16 protein-coding genes are annotated in these 17,515 nt (G+C 48.7%); 15 read left to right on the plus strand and 1 reads right to left on the minus strand.

Going from position 1 to position 17,515, the window contains the following annotated elements; translation table 11 throughout:
- The first annotated feature begins 56 nt into the window (after positions 1 to 56).
- The 3 genes from atpG (at position 57) to BP95_RS0123680 (ending at position 2,842) form a co-directional block, all read left to right on the plus strand.
- On the plus strand, positions 57 to 917 hold the full coding sequence (gene atpG, locus BP95_RS0123670) for an ATP synthase F1 subunit gamma (protein ID WP_028533393.1): 861 nt from the start codon (positions 57 to 59) through the stop codon (positions 915 to 917).
- A gap of 35 nt (positions 918 to 952) precedes the next feature.
- Positions 953 to 2,359, plus strand: coding sequence for a F0F1 ATP synthase subunit beta (gene atpD / locus BP95_RS0123675; RefSeq protein WP_021257173.1), 1,407 nt, complete (start codon positions 953 to 955; stop codon positions 2,357 to 2,359).
- A 66-nt stretch (positions 2,360 to 2,425) separates the two neighbouring features.
- On the plus strand, positions 2,426 to 2,842 hold the full coding sequence (locus BP95_RS0123680) for a F0F1 ATP synthase subunit epsilon (protein WP_005544821.1): 417 nt from the start codon (positions 2,426 to 2,428) through the stop codon (positions 2,840 to 2,842).
- A 100-nt stretch (positions 2,843 to 2,942) separates the two neighbouring features.
- Here BP95_RS0123680 and BP95_RS0123685 read toward each other — a convergent pair whose 3' ends face one another.
- The gene (locus BP95_RS0123685) at positions 2,943 to 3,596 is read right to left on the minus strand and encodes an SDR family NAD(P)-dependent oxidoreductase (protein ID WP_021257172.1); all 654 of its coding nucleotides are present in this window, start codon (positions 3,594 to 3,596) and stop codon (positions 2,943 to 2,945) included.
- 658 nt (positions 3,597 to 4,254) lie between these two features.
- Here BP95_RS0123685 and BP95_RS0123690 point away from each other — a divergent pair.
- From BP95_RS0123690 to BP95_RS0123745, 12 genes are all read left to right on the plus strand, one after another.
- The gene (locus BP95_RS0123690; RefSeq protein WP_028533394.1) at positions 4,255 to 6,339 is read left to right on the plus strand and encodes a serine hydrolase domain-containing protein; all 2,085 of its coding nucleotides are present in this window, start codon (positions 4,255 to 4,257) and stop codon (positions 6,337 to 6,339) included.
- A gap of 494 nt (positions 6,340 to 6,833) precedes the next feature.
- Positions 6,834 to 7,205: an NADH-quinone oxidoreductase subunit A gene (locus BP95_RS0123695; RefSeq protein ID WP_005544817.1), complete on the plus strand. Its 372-nt coding sequence runs from the start codon at positions 6,834 to 6,836 to the stop codon at positions 7,203 to 7,205.
- Positions 7,190 to 7,708 (plus strand): NuoB/complex I 20 kDa subunit family protein, encoded by a 519-nt coding sequence (locus BP95_RS0123700; RefSeq protein WP_021257170.1) that lies wholly within the window; start codon positions 7,190 to 7,192, stop codon positions 7,706 to 7,708. Before BP95_RS0123695 ends, BP95_RS0123700 begins: the two co-directional genes overlap by 16 nt.
- Positions 7,705 to 8,844 (plus strand): NADH-quinone oxidoreductase subunit C, encoded by a 1,140-nt coding sequence (locus BP95_RS32750; protein WP_021257169.1) that lies wholly within the window; start codon positions 7,705 to 7,707, stop codon positions 8,842 to 8,844. The genes BP95_RS0123700 and BP95_RS32750 overlap by 4 nt, the downstream gene beginning before the upstream one ends.
- A gap of 4 nt (positions 8,845 to 8,848) precedes the next feature.
- Positions 8,849 to 9,949 carry an NADH-quinone oxidoreductase subunit D gene (locus tag BP95_RS0123710; protein WP_021257168.1) on the plus strand — a complete coding sequence of 367 codons (1,101 nt, stop codon included), beginning with the start codon at positions 8,849 to 8,851 and terminating at the stop codon, positions 9,947 to 9,949.
- Positions 9,949 to 10,959, plus strand: a complete 1,011-nt coding sequence (nuoH, locus tag BP95_RS0123715; RefSeq protein WP_021257167.1) for an NADH-quinone oxidoreductase subunit NuoH — start codon at positions 9,949 to 9,951, stop codon at positions 10,957 to 10,959. The genes BP95_RS0123710 and nuoH overlap by 1 nt, the downstream gene beginning before the upstream one ends.
- 16 nt (positions 10,960 to 10,975) lie before the next feature.
- Entirely contained in the window at positions 10,976 to 11,428 is a 453-nt protein-coding gene (nuoI, locus tag BP95_RS0123720; protein ID WP_021257166.1) for an NADH-quinone oxidoreductase subunit NuoI, read from the plus strand.
- A complete protein-coding gene (locus BP95_RS0123725; RefSeq protein WP_021257165.1) occupies positions 11,421 to 11,948 on the plus strand; it encodes an NADH-quinone oxidoreductase subunit J in 528 nt (175 codons plus the stop codon). Before nuoI ends, BP95_RS0123725 begins: the two co-directional genes overlap by 8 nt.
- Complete coding sequence (gene nuoK / locus BP95_RS0123730) at positions 11,945 to 12,256, plus strand: NADH-quinone oxidoreductase subunit NuoK (RefSeq protein ID WP_021257164.1); 312 nt, start codon at positions 11,945 to 11,947, stop codon at positions 12,254 to 12,256. The genes BP95_RS0123725 and nuoK overlap by 4 nt, the downstream gene beginning before the upstream one ends.
- Before the next feature lie 20 nt (positions 12,257 to 12,276).
- The gene (nuoL, locus tag BP95_RS0123735; protein WP_021257163.1) at positions 12,277 to 14,175 is read left to right on the plus strand and encodes an NADH-quinone oxidoreductase subunit L; all 1,899 of its coding nucleotides are present in this window, start codon (positions 12,277 to 12,279) and stop codon (positions 14,173 to 14,175) included.
- Complete coding sequence (locus BP95_RS0123740) at positions 14,176 to 15,786, plus strand: complex I subunit 4 family protein (RefSeq protein WP_021257162.1); 1,611 nt, start codon at positions 14,176 to 14,178, stop codon at positions 15,784 to 15,786. It begins immediately after the preceding gene.
- A 4-nt stretch (positions 15,787 to 15,790) separates the two neighbouring features.
- Positions 15,791 to 17,344 carry an NADH-quinone oxidoreductase subunit N gene (locus BP95_RS0123745; RefSeq protein ID WP_021257161.1) on the plus strand — a complete coding sequence of 518 codons (1,554 nt, stop codon included), beginning with the start codon at positions 15,791 to 15,793 and terminating at the stop codon, positions 17,342 to 17,344.
- The last annotated feature ends 171 nt before the right edge of the window (positions 17,345 to 17,515 follow it).

Raw genomic sequence — 17,515 nt, forward strand, 5'->3', positions numbered from 1 at the left:
CATTCGAAGAAGTCCGCTTTGCCCTGCGCAAAGCGCTAAAGGCAGGTGAGATGGAAGTGGCTAAAGGAATTCTCGAGATTAAGCGCCAGATCAAGAGCGTGCAGAGCACGAAGCAGATCACGAAGGCGATGGAGATGGTTGGTGCGGCGAAGCTGCGCCGTGCACAATCGAAGGCTGAGGCAGCTCGTCCTTATGCGGATAAGCTGAAGGAGGTCGTCTCCAGCATTGCGGCTGGTACGCAAGGGATTTCCCACCCGATGCTAGAGAAGCGTCCTGTGAAGAAGACGGGATATCTCGTTATCACATCCGACGGTGGCTTGAAGGGCGGCTACAATGCCAACGTGCTTCGTAAGGTCATGGTGACGATGCAGGAAAACAAGCTGACGAAGGATGATATCGTATTATTCGTCATCGGACGCAAGGGTCGTGATTACTTCCGCAGAAGAGGATTTAATATCGTGGAGGCTGTTACGGAGTTGCCGGACACGCCTACATTTGCAGATATTAAGTCTATCGCATACAACGCCGTGAAATATTTCGAAGAGCACAAGTATGATGAACTGATTCTGTTCTATAACGAATTCGTGAACGCAATCACACAGGTGCCGGTAGAGAAAAAACTCTTGCCGCTTGATGATGAAGCGTTTAACGGTCCAGTAACATCGTATGAATATGAGCCTTCTGCTGAAGAAGTGCTCGGGCAGTTGCTGCCGAAGTATGCGGAGACACTTATTTATAGTGCGCTCCTCGATGCGAAGGCAAGTGAGTTCGGAGCGCAGATGACCGCGATGGGCAGTGCGACGAAGAACGCAACGAAGATGATCAACTCGCTGACGCTCGTGTACAACCGTGCACGCCAAGCGGCGATTACGCAAGAAATTTCGGAAATTGTAGCAGGGGCAAACGCTCAGGCTTAATCGGAAATGCATGTTTGACAGTAGGAGGGAACGAGATGAGTAAAGGACGCGTGATTAGCGTAATGGGTCCGGTTGTCGACATTGAGTTCGAACGTGGACAACTGCCTGAAATTTTGAACGCGATCAAGATTGAGCAGAAGTCGACAACTGCCGGCGCGCCTGACATCAACTTGACGTTGGAAGCATCGGTTCACTTGGGTGACAACGTAGTTCGCTGCGTTGCGATGTCTTCTACAGACGGCTTGATTCGCGGCATGGAAGCGTCAGATCTTGGCGCTCCAATTACAGTACCGGTAGGCGAAGTGACGTTGGGTCGTGTATTCAACGTGCTTGGCGAAGCAATTGATAATGCGGGCGACGTGGTAAAAGAAACAGTAAGCCCGATTCATAAAGAAGCTCCTAAGTTTGACGAGCTTTCCACGCAAGCGGAAATTCTCGAAACAGGGATCAAAGTTATCGACTTGCTGGCTCCTTATGTGAAGGGCGGTAAGATCGGTCTGTTCGGCGGTGCCGGCGTAGGTAAGACGGTAACGATCCAAGAGCTGATCAACAACATCGCGCAGGAGCACGGCGGTATTTCCGTATTTGCGGGTGTCGGCGAGCGTACGCGCGAAGGTAACGACTTGTACCATGAAATGAAGGATTCCGGCGTTATCAGCAAAACAGCGATGGTATTCGGTCAGATGAATGAGCCGCCAGGAGCACGTTTGCGCGTTGCCTTGACGGGTCTGACAATGGCTGAACATTTCCGTGATGAAGAAGGCAAGGACGTTCTCTTGTTCATCGATAACATCTTCCGCTTTACACAAGCGGGTTCCGAAGTATCCGCCTTGCTCGGCCGCATGCCTTCCGCGGTAGGTTACCAACCTACGTTGGCTACGGAAATGGGTCAGTTGCAAGAACGTATTACTTCAACGAAAAAAGGTTCTGTAACATCCATCCAGGCGATCTACGTTCCTGCGGATGACTACACAGACCCAGCTCCAGCTACGACGTTTGCTCACTTGGATGCAACGACGAACTTGGAGCGTAAAATTTCCGAGATGGGTATCTTCCCTGCGGTTGATCCGCTTGCATCCTCATCCCGGATCTTGGCACCAGACATTGTAGGTGAAGAGCACTATCATGTCGCACAAGGTGTTAAGCGCCTCTTGCAGCGCTATAAAGAGCTTCAAGATATTATCGCAATCCTTGGTATGGACGAGTTGTCCGAAGAAGATAAGTTGACGGTTGCGCGCGCGCGCAAAATTCAACGCTTCTTGTCTCAACCGTTCCACGTTGCGGAACAATTTACGGGTCTTGCTGGTAAATACGTACCTGTTAAAGAAACAGTACGCAGCTTCAAGGAAATCCTGGACGGCAAGCATGATGACCTTCCAGAAGCAGCCTTCTTGTACGTTGGTACAATCGAAGAAGCTGTGGAAAAAGCAAAGACGCTGTAAGCGGCTTGACGTGAAACGGGCTGTCTATTGCTAAGGCGTGGACAGAACGGAAGGAGGAAACCGCAGTTGAGCACCTTTTTGTTGGAAATCGTTACACCGGAGCACAAAGTGTTCGAACAGCAGGTGGACATGATTAGCGTCAAGGGCGTCGAAGGAGATCTTGGTATTTTGGCGAACCATATTCCGATGGTTACGCCGCTTCGCATTGGTCCGATGAAGATCAAAGAAGGCGGCAAGGAGCATTGGATTGCGGTTCATGGCGGATTTGTTGAAGTACGTAAGGACAAAGTCGTTGTGCTTGCAGAAAGCGCGGAAATGCCGGAAGACATCGATGTGGAACGTGCCAAGGCAGCGAAAGCCCGGGCGGAGCAACGTCTGGCGATGGCTGCACGGAGCAAGCAGGATTCCCTGGACTTCCGTCGTGCGGAATTGTCGCTCCAACGTGCCGTGACGCGGATTAAAGTCTCGCAAAAAGAATGGTAATCATGATATAAATCGAAGAAGAGCTGTTCCAGAACCCCTCAGGTTTTGGAACAGCTCTTTTTTCATAAGGATTATTTTTTCATCATTCATATGAACTTGATTATGGCTTCAACATAACCTCAGCCTCAGAGCGCTTCGTATGCATGCTGTAGAAGGCTTCTCCGACCAATTGTGGGTCAAAGGAGGTGTTTGGCTGGACGAAGCCGCAGACGGTCAATGTGCCAGCATAGAGACCATATTGCTTGAACTCATCATGTAGGCTGAGGGCAAGGCTGCGCAGACCAGATTTCCCGACACCGAGTGATGCCAGTGATGCTGTCGGCTGCAGTGCTTGTCCACCACCCGTCAGCAGGTATGAACCTGTACCACGCATTTTCATGCCCGGAAGAATACATTGGGCAGTCGTCAACGCCCCTACTACGTTAACCTTGAAGTCTTCGATCATATCAGAAGGCTGTACTTCAGAGGGAAGTCCAGGTGCATGGGCAGAGGCGTTGTATACGACGGCCTCAGGCGTGCCGTACTCTGTTTCAAGTGCTGACAGTGTTTGACGAAGAGCAGCTTCGTCGCTAGTAAGTGCGACTGCCCCTGTCGCTTCAATATTCATATCATGCAGGATGTCTTTCATTTGCTCTAGCGTATCCGATTCTCGCGTAATGAGAACGGGAAGGTAACCACGTTGTCCAAATGACTTGGCAATGCCAAGTCCGATGCCGCAGCCGGCGCCGACGATCCAAATCATCGGTTGTGTCATATTGGCGTTCAACCCCTTGTTGTATGATCCGATGTATGGATATTGTAAACCGAATACGTAGCAGAGTTCAAAACCATTTTTCACATAGCCCGTCATTCATCGAAAAATAAATTTTGGAAAACATCATTTTATTGCTTGACGCATGTATGAGGTCTGATTATAATAAAGACAGTTAATATTGATAATCATTCTCAAATGAAGGTTATCAATTAACCTCATCAAGTGAACGTTCGGGAAGGCTGCTTCTTGAACCGTCACATCAAGTGAAATAACCTTCTTCTTGGTTCTTTTGATTTTCAGTAGGTTGGTTAATTGTAGGTAGTTTCCTCATCCTCCGTGAGCTGTGGCCGGATCGCAGCTCTCTTTTTTTTGCCCTCATTTCCACGCCCAGATAAATGGATGGTCACTGCTCAATAGAGTGAATCTAGGTTAGGGCTGAGCTGAATTGAAAATCAGCTATATGAGTTGAAAATAAGTTGAATATAACTTGATTGGAATGCGTCGAAGCTGGCCCGTGGAATGCGGGCATTTATTGGCCCCTTTTTTGATCTGAGGATCAGAAAGGGGCTTTATTGTTTCTCTGTTTTTAATTTTGTAATGAACGAATCAAAAAGGAAAATCGTACTAACTACAGATTCGCAATAAGGAGGAATTTGTAATGAGAAAAAGATTCCATAGGATACTTGCACTAACCCTTGCGCTGTCGATGATTGTTCCGTCAGCAGTAATGGCGTCCCCAACAGGCAATAGTAATGTCGCAGCAGTCACTCAGAGACTAGAACAGATCGCGGCGGAGAAAGCTGCTCTTCTCACTAAAATGGGGACAGTCAGTGTACAATATGCACTGATTGACAACGGCAAGATTACGGTGTCCGGCCAGGCTGGCATCAACGATAGAGAAGGGAAGAAGCCGTTGACCGAGGATACGATGTATGGCATCGGCTCAACGAGCAAAGTGTTCACGGCCGCAGCCGTAATGAAGCTAGTGGACGAGGGGAAGATTGACCTCGATGCGCCCTTGATCAACTATATTCCCGATTTCACAATGAAGGATGAACGGTATAAGCAGATTACTCCGCGCATGTTGCTGAACCATTCCTCTGGCTTGCAAGGAGGCTCCAGTTACGGCAACGCCTTCCTGTTCGAGGACAATGATACCTATCCGCATGATACGCTGCTTAAACAATTATCAACGCAAAGTCTAAAAGCGAATCCAGGCGCGTTTTCTGTTTACTGTAACGACGGCTTCACATTGGCTGAGATTCTAGTAGAGAGAGTTAGCGGCATGAGCTTTACAGCATTTATACACAACTATTTTACGGAACCGTTGAAGTTGAGCCATACGAAGACATCGCAGGACGTATTAGAACAAGACAAGTTGGCGGGGCTCTATTTCCCTTTCTACCAAGGTCAGCTTCCGAATGAAACTGTCAATGCGATCGGGACAGGGGGGATTTATTCTACGGCGGAAGATTTGGTGAGATTCTCGCAACTGTTTACAGGTGAGACGAAGGGTGTCCTCTCTGACAAGGCGATACAGGCGATGGCGAATGAGGAATACAAGAAAGGCCTGTGGCCGGAAGATACGGATAATAGCTTCAATTACGGTCTCGGCTGGGACAGCGTGAAGCTGTTTCCATTCAATGAATACGGCATGAAGGGATTAGCCAAAGGCGGAGATACGATTTTGTATCATGCTTCCCTCGTTGTACTTCCCGAACAGAAGATGGCGGCAGCAGTGTTGTCATCTGGCGGTTCAAGCATGACAAATGAGCTGCTGGCGAACGACTTGCTGCTGCAAGCGCTGAAGGAGAAGGGGGCAATTAAAACGATAAAACCGGAGAAATCCTTCGGCAAGCCGGTAAAAGCGGAGATACCTGCTGAGGTGGCGAATCAGGCTGGTTATTATGGTACTAGAAATCAGCAAGTGAAGGTTGAGATCAAAAAGGAAGGCGAACTGTTTTTGCCATTAATGACTCTCATTGATCATTCGAAAGAAAAGTATGTGTACACAGCCGATGGAAGCTTTATCAATGAGAGCGGAACTTCCAAGGTCAGTTTTGTAACCGAGAAGAATGGCCGCACATACATCTGGGTGAGAGAATATATGACAATGCCAGGTCTGGGACAGTTTGTATTGTCGCATTATGCGGCAGAAAAATTGGAAGTGAACAAGCTCTCGAAAGAGACTGCCGATGCTTGGACGAAACGGCAAGGAATGGCGTTCTACCAAGTAAACGAGAAATATACCTCCATTCTGTATTTCTTGATGAAACCGACGATACAAATAGCCCTTACTGATGAACTGCCGGGTTATCTAGGGGACAAAAAAATTACAGGTTCAAACACGGCCGCAAGCGAGCTTAATATTCCGGGCATGCTGGGCGGTCGGGATCTGGCGGAATCTAGATTCTTCACGCAAGACGGAGTCGAATACATGGAGGAGGCTGGCAAATTGTATATCAGCGGTGCGAACGTTAATCCCCTCTATGCTGGAAAAAGCTCAACTGCCACGCTGCAAGCGAACGGGCACGCCAGATGGTATACAGTTCCGGATGTAGCCATGGGCAAGACAATGACTGTTGCGCTTCCGGCGAAGGGGGGATTCGTGGTCTATAACGAGCAAGGCCTACCAGTTAACTTTACAGTTGTCAGCGGCAATAACGAAGTTACGCTGCCTAAGAATGGCACAATCGTCTTTGCTGGTGCACCAGGCTCGGAATTTGGCATTACATTGAAATAAACCAAACGATAGATGATGGAACGGCGACAGCAGCATGCACGCGATAGTTGAAGTAAGCTGAGTCGCTTCTTGGATCTGCTAATCTGAAGTGCACTCTTTATAGCAGTCATTGGGTAGACAGCTCTGTGTCATATCTGATGAATGTCTATAAGGAGTGCATTTTTGGTTTTTACAAAGATATAATTCCATAGCTCAGCCAGTGGTCGCATTCAGTGAGAGGAAGAAGCATATCTGCTGATTGGTTACTCTCCTGAGACTCCAGAGCTGCTCGAGCACCCAGATGTTCATAAAACATTCACCAGCTGATCTTCTATCGTTCTCCTTATGTGAATATGTATATAACCAAAACCGAACAACTTTTCATAAAACTGTCCAAAAGGTGGTATTAATTGCATAGACGGAGTTGGTAGGTTTTGTTATAATTGTGGCGGGTTTATTACAAAATTCTCTATTTTTTTGCAAAATGGCAGTTGCTGCGGCGGAGGGGATGACTTTTGGAACAGTACATCAACAATTACGTCATTGTGGCCATTTTTATTGCACTCGGTATTTTATTGCCGGTTGTCGCACTGACGGTAGGGAGATGGCTTAGACCAAAGAAGCCGACAGATATGAAGCAAACAACTTATGAAAGCGGTAACGAACCTGTTGGTGTCGGACAAGTCCGATTCAACGTACGGTACTATTTGTTTGCGCTCATGTTTGTCATTTTTGATGTCGAAACCGTTTTCTTGTATCCATGGGCGGTTGCATACAATCAGCTTGGATTGTTTGCACTTGTCGAAATGTTGATTTTCGTCGGATTGCTGTTGGTTGGATTAATTTACGCCTGGAAAAAGAAGGTGCTTCAATGGGACTCACTTTAGAATCAATTACGCCGGAAGAACGGCAGGAGTTGGAACGCAATGTGTTCTTTGGCACGCTTGAACAGTTGAAGGCATGGGCTCGAAGCAATTCACTATGGCCGCTTACGTTCGGTCTTGCGTGCTGCGCGATTGAGATGATGGGGACGGGAGCGTCGCACTACGATTTGGATCGCTTCGGCGTTATCTTTCGAACGTCTCCAAGACAATCGGATGTTATGATCGTATCTGGTACAGTCACGAAGAAGATGGGGCCGCTCTTGAAGCGTCTGTATGATCAAATGCCTGAGCCGAAATGGGTCATCGCAATGGGATCATGCGCGACGGCTGGAGGGCCGTACGTGAAGTCGTATTCAGTCGTCAAAGGCGTGGATCAGATAGTGCCTGTTGATGTTTATATTCCAGGCTGCCCGCCGAATCCTGCGGCCCTTATCTACGGCATCAACAAGCTGCAAGAGAAAATCCGCTATGAGGCGAAAACCGGAAAGCGGGTGACGAATCGATGAGCGAGGAACAAGAGAAGGAAAAGACAGCTGAAGAACAATCCTCTGAGCAACGATCGAAGCAGGAATCAAATACGGAATCTAATTCGATTCCAGAATCGAAAGCAGATTCGAATCTAGGTTCAAAACCAGATTTAGATGAAGCAACAGCAAGTGAAGGAATCAAGACCGCAGCAGGAAAAAAGTCCGAAGTGAAAGCGGATGAACCGCAAGTGCCAGTTCGGGAGGCATCAGATGTGGAGACCGTCCCTGCAGTGCCAGCGCAGAAGCTAGAGACGGTCGAAGGGACAGTAAAAGAGCAGAAGGAAGCGGCAGCACTACAAGATGATCCAGTGACTTCTGCATCTGCTGAATCCCAGGAGCATGCGGATGCGACGAAGGAGGTTTCCGTAACTGCGGAAACGGAGAAGCCGAAGCGTGCCCCTTTGACGGAAGAGGAGAAGGCTGCGCGAATTCAAGCGGCTGCTGAGGCGCGCGCGGCGCGGGCGAAGGCAGCAGAAGGCGGTGGTGAAACATCGACTACAGCCGATGCAGCAGCTCGTCCACCAAGAGCACGTGCGAAGGAAGACGGTGCAGGGGATGCTGCGGAGAAACCAGAACGGCCCGCACGAGCGCCTCGGGTTAAGGCAGACGAAGAACCGCCAAAGCCGAAAGAGCCCTCACCCAAACAGCCAGTTCTTGATCAGCTCATAGTCCTGCTTAAGGCCGAAGTCGCAGAGGATGCGGTTGAAGAGGCGGCTATCAATGAAGTCAATGATCATTTGCCAACGGTAACGGTGAAAAATGAACATTGGCTAGTAACAGCTCAGCTGCTTCGTGAACATAAAGATTGGTCGTGTGACTATTTGCGTAATTTATCCGGCATTGACCAGGAAACTCATTTAGAAGTAATCTATCATCTTATCAATTTAAGCACGAAAGCAGAGGTTGCTGTTCGTGTAAAGACAGATCGCGAGGTGCCTTCCATCGCATCGGTAACGCCTATATGGCCTACTGCGAACTGGAATGAGCGCGAAGTTTACGACTTGTTGGGCATTTCGTTTCCGGGACATCCCGACTTGCGTCGCATCATGATGCCGGATGACTGGGTTGGACATCCGCTTCGCAAAGACTACGTGCCGTTAGATTCGGAGGTGTAACCCTGTGATTCGTACAGAAGAACTATTGCTTAATGTTGGACCGCAGCACCCGAGTACTCACGGTGTATTCCGCATCGTCGTCAAGATTGATGGCGAGGTGATCAAGGAAGCGACCCCGGTAATGGGATATTTGCACCGCGGAACGGAGAAGCTTGCGGAAAACTTGAACTATACGCAAATTATTCCTTATACCGATCGTATGGATTATGTGTCCGCCATGACGAACAACTATGTACTCGTGCATGCCGTTGAGAAGCTGATGCAGCTGGAAGTTCCGGAGAGAGCAGAGTTTCTCCGACTTATCGTTATGGAATTGCAACGCGTAGCAAGCCATTTGGTATGGTGGGGGACGTATTTGCTTGATATTGGGGCGATGAGCCCGTTCTTATTTGCGTTCCGCGACCGGGAGATCATTATCGATTTGTTCAACGAACTATGCGGGGCACGGCTGACATACAACTATATGCGGGTCGGCGGCGTCAAGTGGGACGCGCCTCCAGGCTGGATCGACAAAGTCCGCGAGTTTGTTCCATACATGCGCAAAAGGCTGGATGAATACAACAAGCTCGTAAGCGGCAACGAAATTTTCCTGTCACGCATTAAAGGAATCGGTACTTATGATGCGGAAACGGCAATCGCATATGGACTTAGCGGTGCCAATCTACGCTGCACGGGAGTGAATTGGGATTTGAGGAAGCAGGAGCCTTACAGCCTGTACGATCGATTCGAATTCGATGTTCCACTTGGAACCCGTGGGGACTGCTATGAACGGTATTTGATTCGTGTTGAAGAGATACGGCAAAGCTTACGCATTTTGGAGCAGGCTGTGGAGCAATTCCCGAGCGAGGGAGAGACAATGGGCAAAGTGCCGCGCGTCATACGTCCGCCTGCTGGTGAAGTATACGCTCGTATTGAATCTCCGCGCGGAGAGATTGGCTGCTATATCGTATCCAAGGGCAAGGCGGAGCCGTTCCGGTTGAAGTTCCGTCGGCCGTCCTTCGTTAATTTGCAAATACTGCCGAAGCTGCTCGTAGGCGAAACGATGACGAATATGATTACCATACTGGGCGGGATCGATATCGTCGTCGGGGAGGTGGATGCATAGTGGGGGACTTGTTGAATCAGACGCTCACGTGGCAGAATGGTCTAATTTTTATCGCATGGGGAGTTGTTCTTCTTTTCGTCGTCCTTGGCTTCGTAACCTATGCGATTTACTTCGAACGCAAGGTCATCGGCTGGATGCAGCTGCGTCATGGTCCTACACGGGTAGGTCCGCTGGGACTGCTGCAGACGGTTGCTGATATATTGAAACTACTACTCAAGGAAGACACAATACCTCGCAAGGCTGATAAAGCACTATTCATCTTGGCTCCAGTCATCACGTATGTACCGGCATTTGCGGTCATTGCGACGATTCCTTATGCCGCTAATCTAGGCTTTGCTGATCTAAATGTAGGGCTGTTATATTATGCCGCATTGTCCAGCATCTCTACCATTGGTATCATTTTAGGAGGGTGGGCCTCTAACAACAAATACTCGCTGCTTGGCGGAATGCGCTCAGCGGCGCAAATGATTAGCTATGAAATTCCGCTCGTTATCTCAGTCGCGGGTATAATCATGTTGAACGGATCGCTCAGTTTGCGTACCATTGTAGAAGGGCAAGGCAACTATTTTTGGGAATGGAACTTTATCCCGCAAATCATCGGATTTATTGTCTTTATTATCGCGGGGGTATCTGAGTTGAATCGTACCCCATTTGATTTGCCAGAAGCAGAATCAGAGCTTGTTGCGGGTTATCATGTTGAATATAGCGGCTTCCGATTCGCCTTCTTCATGTTGGCGGAATACGTATATGTATTCGCACTCTCGGCACTGACGACGGTCTTGTTCCTAGGCGGCTGGCATCCACCGCTCCCGTTCCTCGACTTCATTCCGGGGCTGCTGTGGTTCATCCTGAAATTTTCATTCTGCGTCTTCTTCCTATTCTGGCTGCGCGCAACGATGCCACGTATACGTGTAGACCAATTGATGGGCTTTGGGTGGAAGGTGCTGCTGCCGCTTGCCCTGCTTAACGTCTTCTTGACGGCGTTTTACATCGAAATTTTCAACAAATAGGCTAGGGGTGAGATCCGTGAAAGGACTGTTGAAGGGTCTAGGCGTTACATTCAAGGCGATGACGTCGAAGAAGGTCACCTACAAATACCCAGATGTTCCGCTTGAAATGCCTGACCGTTTTCGCGGCATACAGCATTTCGATCCGGATAAGTGCATCGTATGCAATCAATGTGCCCGCATCTGTCCAACGGAATGCATTACGTTGACAGGCAAACCGAATCCAGATCCAGAGAAGAAGGGCAAAGTGATCGACACGTACGATATTAACTTTGAGATTTGCATTTTGTGCGATCTTTGTACGGAAGTATGTCCGACCGAAGCGATTGTCATGACCAACAATTTTGAACTGGCGACATACAGTCGCGATGACTTGTTCAAAAATTTGAACTGGCTGAACGACAATAATGTCAATGTTCGTCAAGAGAACAACTCCGCCATGCCGAAGGGGGGCGCGAAGAAAAATGTTTAACTTCTCTTTGGATTGGACGGGGGGGACGATAGTCTTCTTCGTGTTGGCCATCTGCATTATTTCCGGCGCGGTATTGATGCTTAACTTTACGAAGGTTGTACATATGGTCGTCTCTGTTGCTTTCTCCTTCCTAGGGTTGGCAGGGATGTACGTGCTGTTGGATGCTGAATTTGTTGCTTTTGTGCAGGTGCTTGTTTATACAGGCGCGATATCGATACTCATGATTTTCGGAATTATGATGACCAAGCACGATAAGCAGGATGAGGCATTCGTCAAGCCATGGAAGGAAGCGTTGGCCGCGATAGGCTGTATTGCCCTGTTTGGAGTGCTATTCTTCTCTATTCGCAGCTCTGAGTTTCCTGTACATCAAGACGCTGCATTGGTTCAGGATAATACGCTGAATATCGGGAAGCAACTGTTCACAGAGCACGTCATTCCGTTCGAGCTGCTGTCTGTTCTGTTGACGGTGGCCTTTATCGGAGCAATTGTGCTGGCTAAGAAGGAGGCGGATGAAGGATGAGTACGATGCTTGCTTCCTTTTTAACACTTGCCGCTATATTGTTCTGTATTGGTTTATATGGTGTATTAACAAAGCGCAATGCTGTTATTGTGCTGTTGTCCATTGAGTTGATGCTCAATGCGGCGAACTTGAACTTGATTGCCTTTTCGAAATACGGGGTCGTACCGAGCCTGAAGGGGCAAATTTTCTCTCTCTTTACAATTGCGATTGCAGCTGCAGAAGCGGCAATTGGTGTCGCCATCCTTATCGCGTTGTACCGGAATCGCGGAACGGCCAACGTGGACGAATTTGACGACTTGAAGAGATAATCGGTAGGGAGGATACGACAATGGAATCCGTCTTTTCGCAATTCGCATGGGCTATCCCGGTCATTCCGCTGCTCGCGTTCCTCATACTGACGGCATTTGGCCGCCAGATGAAAGGCGCAGCCGTTCTGCTCGGTGTCATCAGCTCTCTTGCTGCGTTCATTATGTCTGCGCTCCTCTTGTGGGAGCGGGTGTCCGGAACGATGGAGGACTATACCCGGAGCTTTGATTGGATTCGCTTCGGTGACATCCGCCTGGAGTTTGGATTCGATGTGACGAACTTGAACGCGCTAATGCTCGTCATTGTCACGCTGGTCAGCTTACTAGTAAATGTGTATTCCAAAGACTACATGCATGGTGATGAGCGGCAAACGGTGTTCTACGCCTATATTGCGCTCTTTACCAGCTCGATGCTTGGACTTGTGCTGTCTCCAAACTTGCTCCAGCTCTATATCTTTTGGGAGCTTGTAGGGGTATGCTCATTCCTCCTCGTTGGATTCTGGTATGAGCGTCCTGCAGCACGTGCTGCGGCTAAGAAGGCCTTCATCGTCACACGGATCGGAGACGTTGGTTTATTTATAGCACTGCTGCTTCTGTTCTGGTACATGCCGGGTCATGCGCTTGATTTCGGATCGATCAGCAATGTGTTCAGCAATGCAGATACACTGGCACAGAGCGGTATATCTGCCGGACTGACGACATGGATTGCATCTCTCATATTCGTAGGAGCGGTTGGCAAGTCGGGTCAATTCCCGCTGCATACCTGGCTCCCAGATGCCATGGAAGGGCCGACACCGATCTCAGCACTCATTCATGCGGCTACGATGGTTGCGGCAGGGGTATATCTCGTTGCACGTACGTTTGATATTTTCCACATGTCGCCTACGGCAATGACGATTGTCGCGAGTGTTGGAGGATTTACTGCGATCTTTGCAGCGACGATTGCAATCGCACAGCGCGATTTGAAGCGCATCCTTGCATACTCAACGGTTAGTCAGCTCGGCTACATGATGATGGCGCTTGGTCTTGGGGCTGTGACCGCAGGGGTGTTCCACCTGTTTACGCACGCCTTCTTTAAGGCGCTTCTGTTCCTCGGAGCGGGAAGCGTCATTCATGCTGTACATACACAAGATATATTCAAGATGGGCGGCGTTGGCCGCAATATGAAGGTTACAGCTTGGACATTCGGTATTGGCGCACTGGCACTGTCTGGTATTCCGCCTCTGTCCGGCTTCTGGTCTAAGGATGCGATCTTGACAGCGGCTTGGGATCAGAATAATTGGCTCTTATTTATTATTGGTGCAGTTGCTGCATTCTTTACCGCTTTTTACATGGCGCGTTTGTTCTTCCTCGTATTTACGGGGGCTCCATCAGCAGACAGCGAGGCTTCCAAGGCGCATGAATCGCCATTGTCTATGACAGTGCCATTGATCGTGCTCAGTGTACTGGCTGTGGTTGCAGGATTCGTCAACACTCCGTTCGGGGGCAGCTTCGGCACCTGGCTCACAGGCGAAGAAGTAGGTGAGCACGCAAATATCATGGTAATGATTGTATCGGCGCTTATCGGTGTATTGGGTATTGGACTTGGATATGTCATGTACGGACCTGGTCGCAAGCGTCAAGATACGCTCGAACATACGGCGGCACCTGTCTATCGTCTGCTTGCCAACAAATATTATATTGATGAACTATATCAAATTGTATTTGTTCGTAGCCTATCGGGTATTGGGCAACTGCTGAAGGCAATCGATAAATGGGTAATAGATGGTCTGGTACGCTTGGTAGCATGGTTTACAGTCAGTGTTGGCCGAACATCGCTACGTGTGCAGAACGGTCAACTGCAAACCTATGGCCTGGTATCCCTGTTTGGCTTTGTCGGATTGATTCTGCTCGTGCTGGCACTTGGAAGGAGGTTCTGGTAGATGCTGAATATTCTTTCTTCGATGCCGCTGCTAACGCTGCTGACCTTCTCTCCGCTTCTTGGAGTCATTGTGCTTCTGTGCATTCCGCAGGGGCGTACACGTGCGATTCAGGTGACAGGCATTGTAACGACATTCGTGCCTCTTCTACTAGCGCTTATCATTTATGGCAATTACGATGCACTCGAGCAAGGCAAAACCATAGCAGAGCAATGGTCATGGATATCGATTCCGCTCAATTCAGAATTGATTGAAGGGCTAAGCTCGTGGGCATTTACGATTCAATATCATTTGTCGATAGATTCCCTATCGTTGCCACTCGTGGTAATGACCACGATCGTAGCTTCGATGGCGGCGTTTGCTTCCTTGTATGTGAAGAAACGCTGGAAGTCGTATTTTATTCTTTTCCTGCTGCTTGAAGTTGGCATGCTGGGTGTCTTTATGGCACGTGATTTGTTCTTATTTTTCATGTTCTTCGAATGGACGCTGGTACCGACTTACTTCCTTATTGGTATCTGGGGCTATATGCATCGCGAGAAGGCTGCGAATCAATTTCTGCTGTACAATGGGCTCGGTTCTGCGCTTCTCTTAGTTGCCTTCATTGTACTTACGGTGACAGCAGGCTTTGCACCTAACCCGGACATGGCGGCGAATGGCCATTACGTATATACGGGCAATCTTGATGTCATTATGAAGAACATTAATGATGCGACTTCTTTTATATATCAAGAGCAGAGCGGCGTATATTTGTCTGACAGCATGCGGACGTTTGTCTTTTTCTTGCTCATTGTAGCCTTTGGTGTGAAGCTCCCGATCTTTCCATTCCACACATGGATGCTGCGCGTGCATGCTGAAGCTCCGGCACCTGTGGTGATGCTGCACTCAGGAATATTGCTGAAGATGGGTGCTTACGGTCTTATTCAGTTCGGAACAGCATTGCTTCCAAAGGAGACCGCATCTTGGGCTGTACTACTAGCAGTACTGGGTGTTATTAATGTGCTGTATGGGGCTATACTCGCCTTTGTGCAGACAGAATTTAGACTTATCTTAGCTTATTCTAGTATTAGTCATATGGGCTTCGTTCTGCTTGGTATCGCAGCGATGAATGACATTGGGCTTCAAGGTGCTGTTGTGCAGATGGTCTCGCATGGATTTATCTCTGCGTTGTTCTTCCTGCTGGTAGGCGCATTATTGGAGCGTACAGGAACAACAAAAATTGGCGAACTGGGTGGATTAGCGAAGGGCATGCCATTCTTGTGCGGCATCTTATTGCTGTCAGGCTTGGCGTCGTTAGGCTTGCCAGGCTTGTCGGGATTCGTAGCAGAGCTTCTGTCCCTGCTTGGTCTGTTCGGAACGATGAAATGGGCGGCCATTCTTGCTGCACTTGGGATTATATTAAGCAGTGTCTATGTGCTTCGTGGGGTACTGGCAATCTCTTATGGGCCAAGAGACGATCGTTATGCAAGCTTGAAGGATGCCAGACTTGTCGAAGCCGTGCCGATCATGGTGCTGACGGCATGCATTATTTTAATCGGATTGTTCCCATCATTCGTTACGGCTCCGATTGATAATGGCGTCGAGCATGTCATTGAATTATTCAAGGTGAGGGGGTAGGCCCATGGAAGCGACTACAGTTAAACTGCTGCAATTGGGCGATCTCGCACTGCTGGCACCTGAGCTGACGCTTGTTATTGCAGCGATTGTGATCTCGCTCATTGATTTGGCGCTGCCCCGTCGTGTGAACCGGGATATTATCGGGGGGCTGTCCCTGCTGGGCGTTTTAATTTCGCTTGGCTTCGTGGTATGGAAGTTGTATCAACGAACATTACTTAACGAGGAAGCGGCTCGATCTATGCAGCTGCTCAATCAAAGCTATCGCGTTGATGATTTTGCCCTGCTGCTCAAAATTGTATTTCTTACCGGTACGGCACTCATACTGCTAATGAGTATCGGCAATATAAGAGATAAGGAGATTCCTCATCGCGGCGAATATTATTACTTGCTGCTTCCAGCTGCACTTGGCGCGATGATCATGGCTTCATCGGGAGATCTAATTACGCTTTATGTTGGTCTGGAATTGTTGAGCATTACTTCCTACATTCTCGTTGGGTTGAAGAAGAATGACCGGAAGTCATCAGAAGGTGCATTCAAATACGCGGTACTGGGAAGTGTAGCGTCTGCATTTATTTTATACGGGATGTCCTTTGTATATGGCATGACAGGAAGTACGCAGCTTGGTGCGATTGCAAGAGGCTTGGCGGATCAAGTTCATTCCTTCGAACCGCTCATCTATGTCAGCTTTCTACTCATGCTGGTGGGCTTCGGTTTTAAGGTTGCAGCAGCACCATTCCATGCCTGGTCACCTGATGTATATGCGGGTGCGCCAACACCTGTCGCTGCCTTCTTGGCAGTTGTATCCAAAGGTGCGAGCTTGGCAATTTTGTTCCGCATATTCTATAGTCTGTATTTTGGTCTGGGTGCCAATAGGGATATGCTCATCTATCACGACTTCGCAACGATTCTTCTCGTGCTAGCAGCGGTGTCTATGGTAATCGGGACAACAATGGCGCTCAAGCAGACGAATGTCAAGCGGCTCTTAGCCTTGTCTGGTATTGCGAATGCAGGTTACCTGCTTGTGCCGATTGGGCTCGATATGTTGGATGGATCGTGGCATTCATCGAACTTCTCGGAGTTCCTATTCTACTTGTTGGCCTATTTATTTACGACGATCGGTGCGTTTGCTGTCCATACGGTTATGGAGCGCGCTGCAGGCCATGATGAAATGAAGGGATATGCCGGCCTGTATTATCGTTCTCCGTGGCTAGCTGTAGCAATGACCGTACTTGTGCTGTCACTTGCAGGAATCCCAGTTACAGCCGGATTCATGGGTAAGCTGTACATCATTTTTGGAGCAGCTGCCAGCCATGCGGTGTGGCTCTCTGTGCTCATGATGGTAACAGGCGTAATCTCCTTCTACTTTTACTTCGGCTTCATACGCCAGATGTATATGCGTGCTGGCAATGAGGATGAAGTTCGTATATCGATTACTCAACGAGCAGTCATCATCATATGCGTATTGATTGTACTGCTGCTCGGTGTGTTCCCTGGCTTCGTCGTGAAGGTCATTCAACATGTGTTCTCAATTGGAGTAGATTTGCTGATCCGCATGTAATCGGAACACAGGTTAGTTGGAGCATGCAATGACGTATAGGCTAGTATGTGCTAGCGGAGAATCGAGGTCTCTCACGAGAGACCTCGATTCTTTTTTTGTAAATGTAGGACTCAGGACTCAAATTGATCAATACGAACAGGAAAGCATGTCTCCATGGCGAAACTTTATAAC

Origin of the sequence: Paenibacillus sp. UNC217MF (genome assembly GCF_000686865.1) — a bacterium.
GTDB classification, from domain to species: domain Bacteria; phylum Bacillota; class Bacilli; order Paenibacillales; family Paenibacillaceae; genus Paenibacillus_B; species Paenibacillus_B suaedae.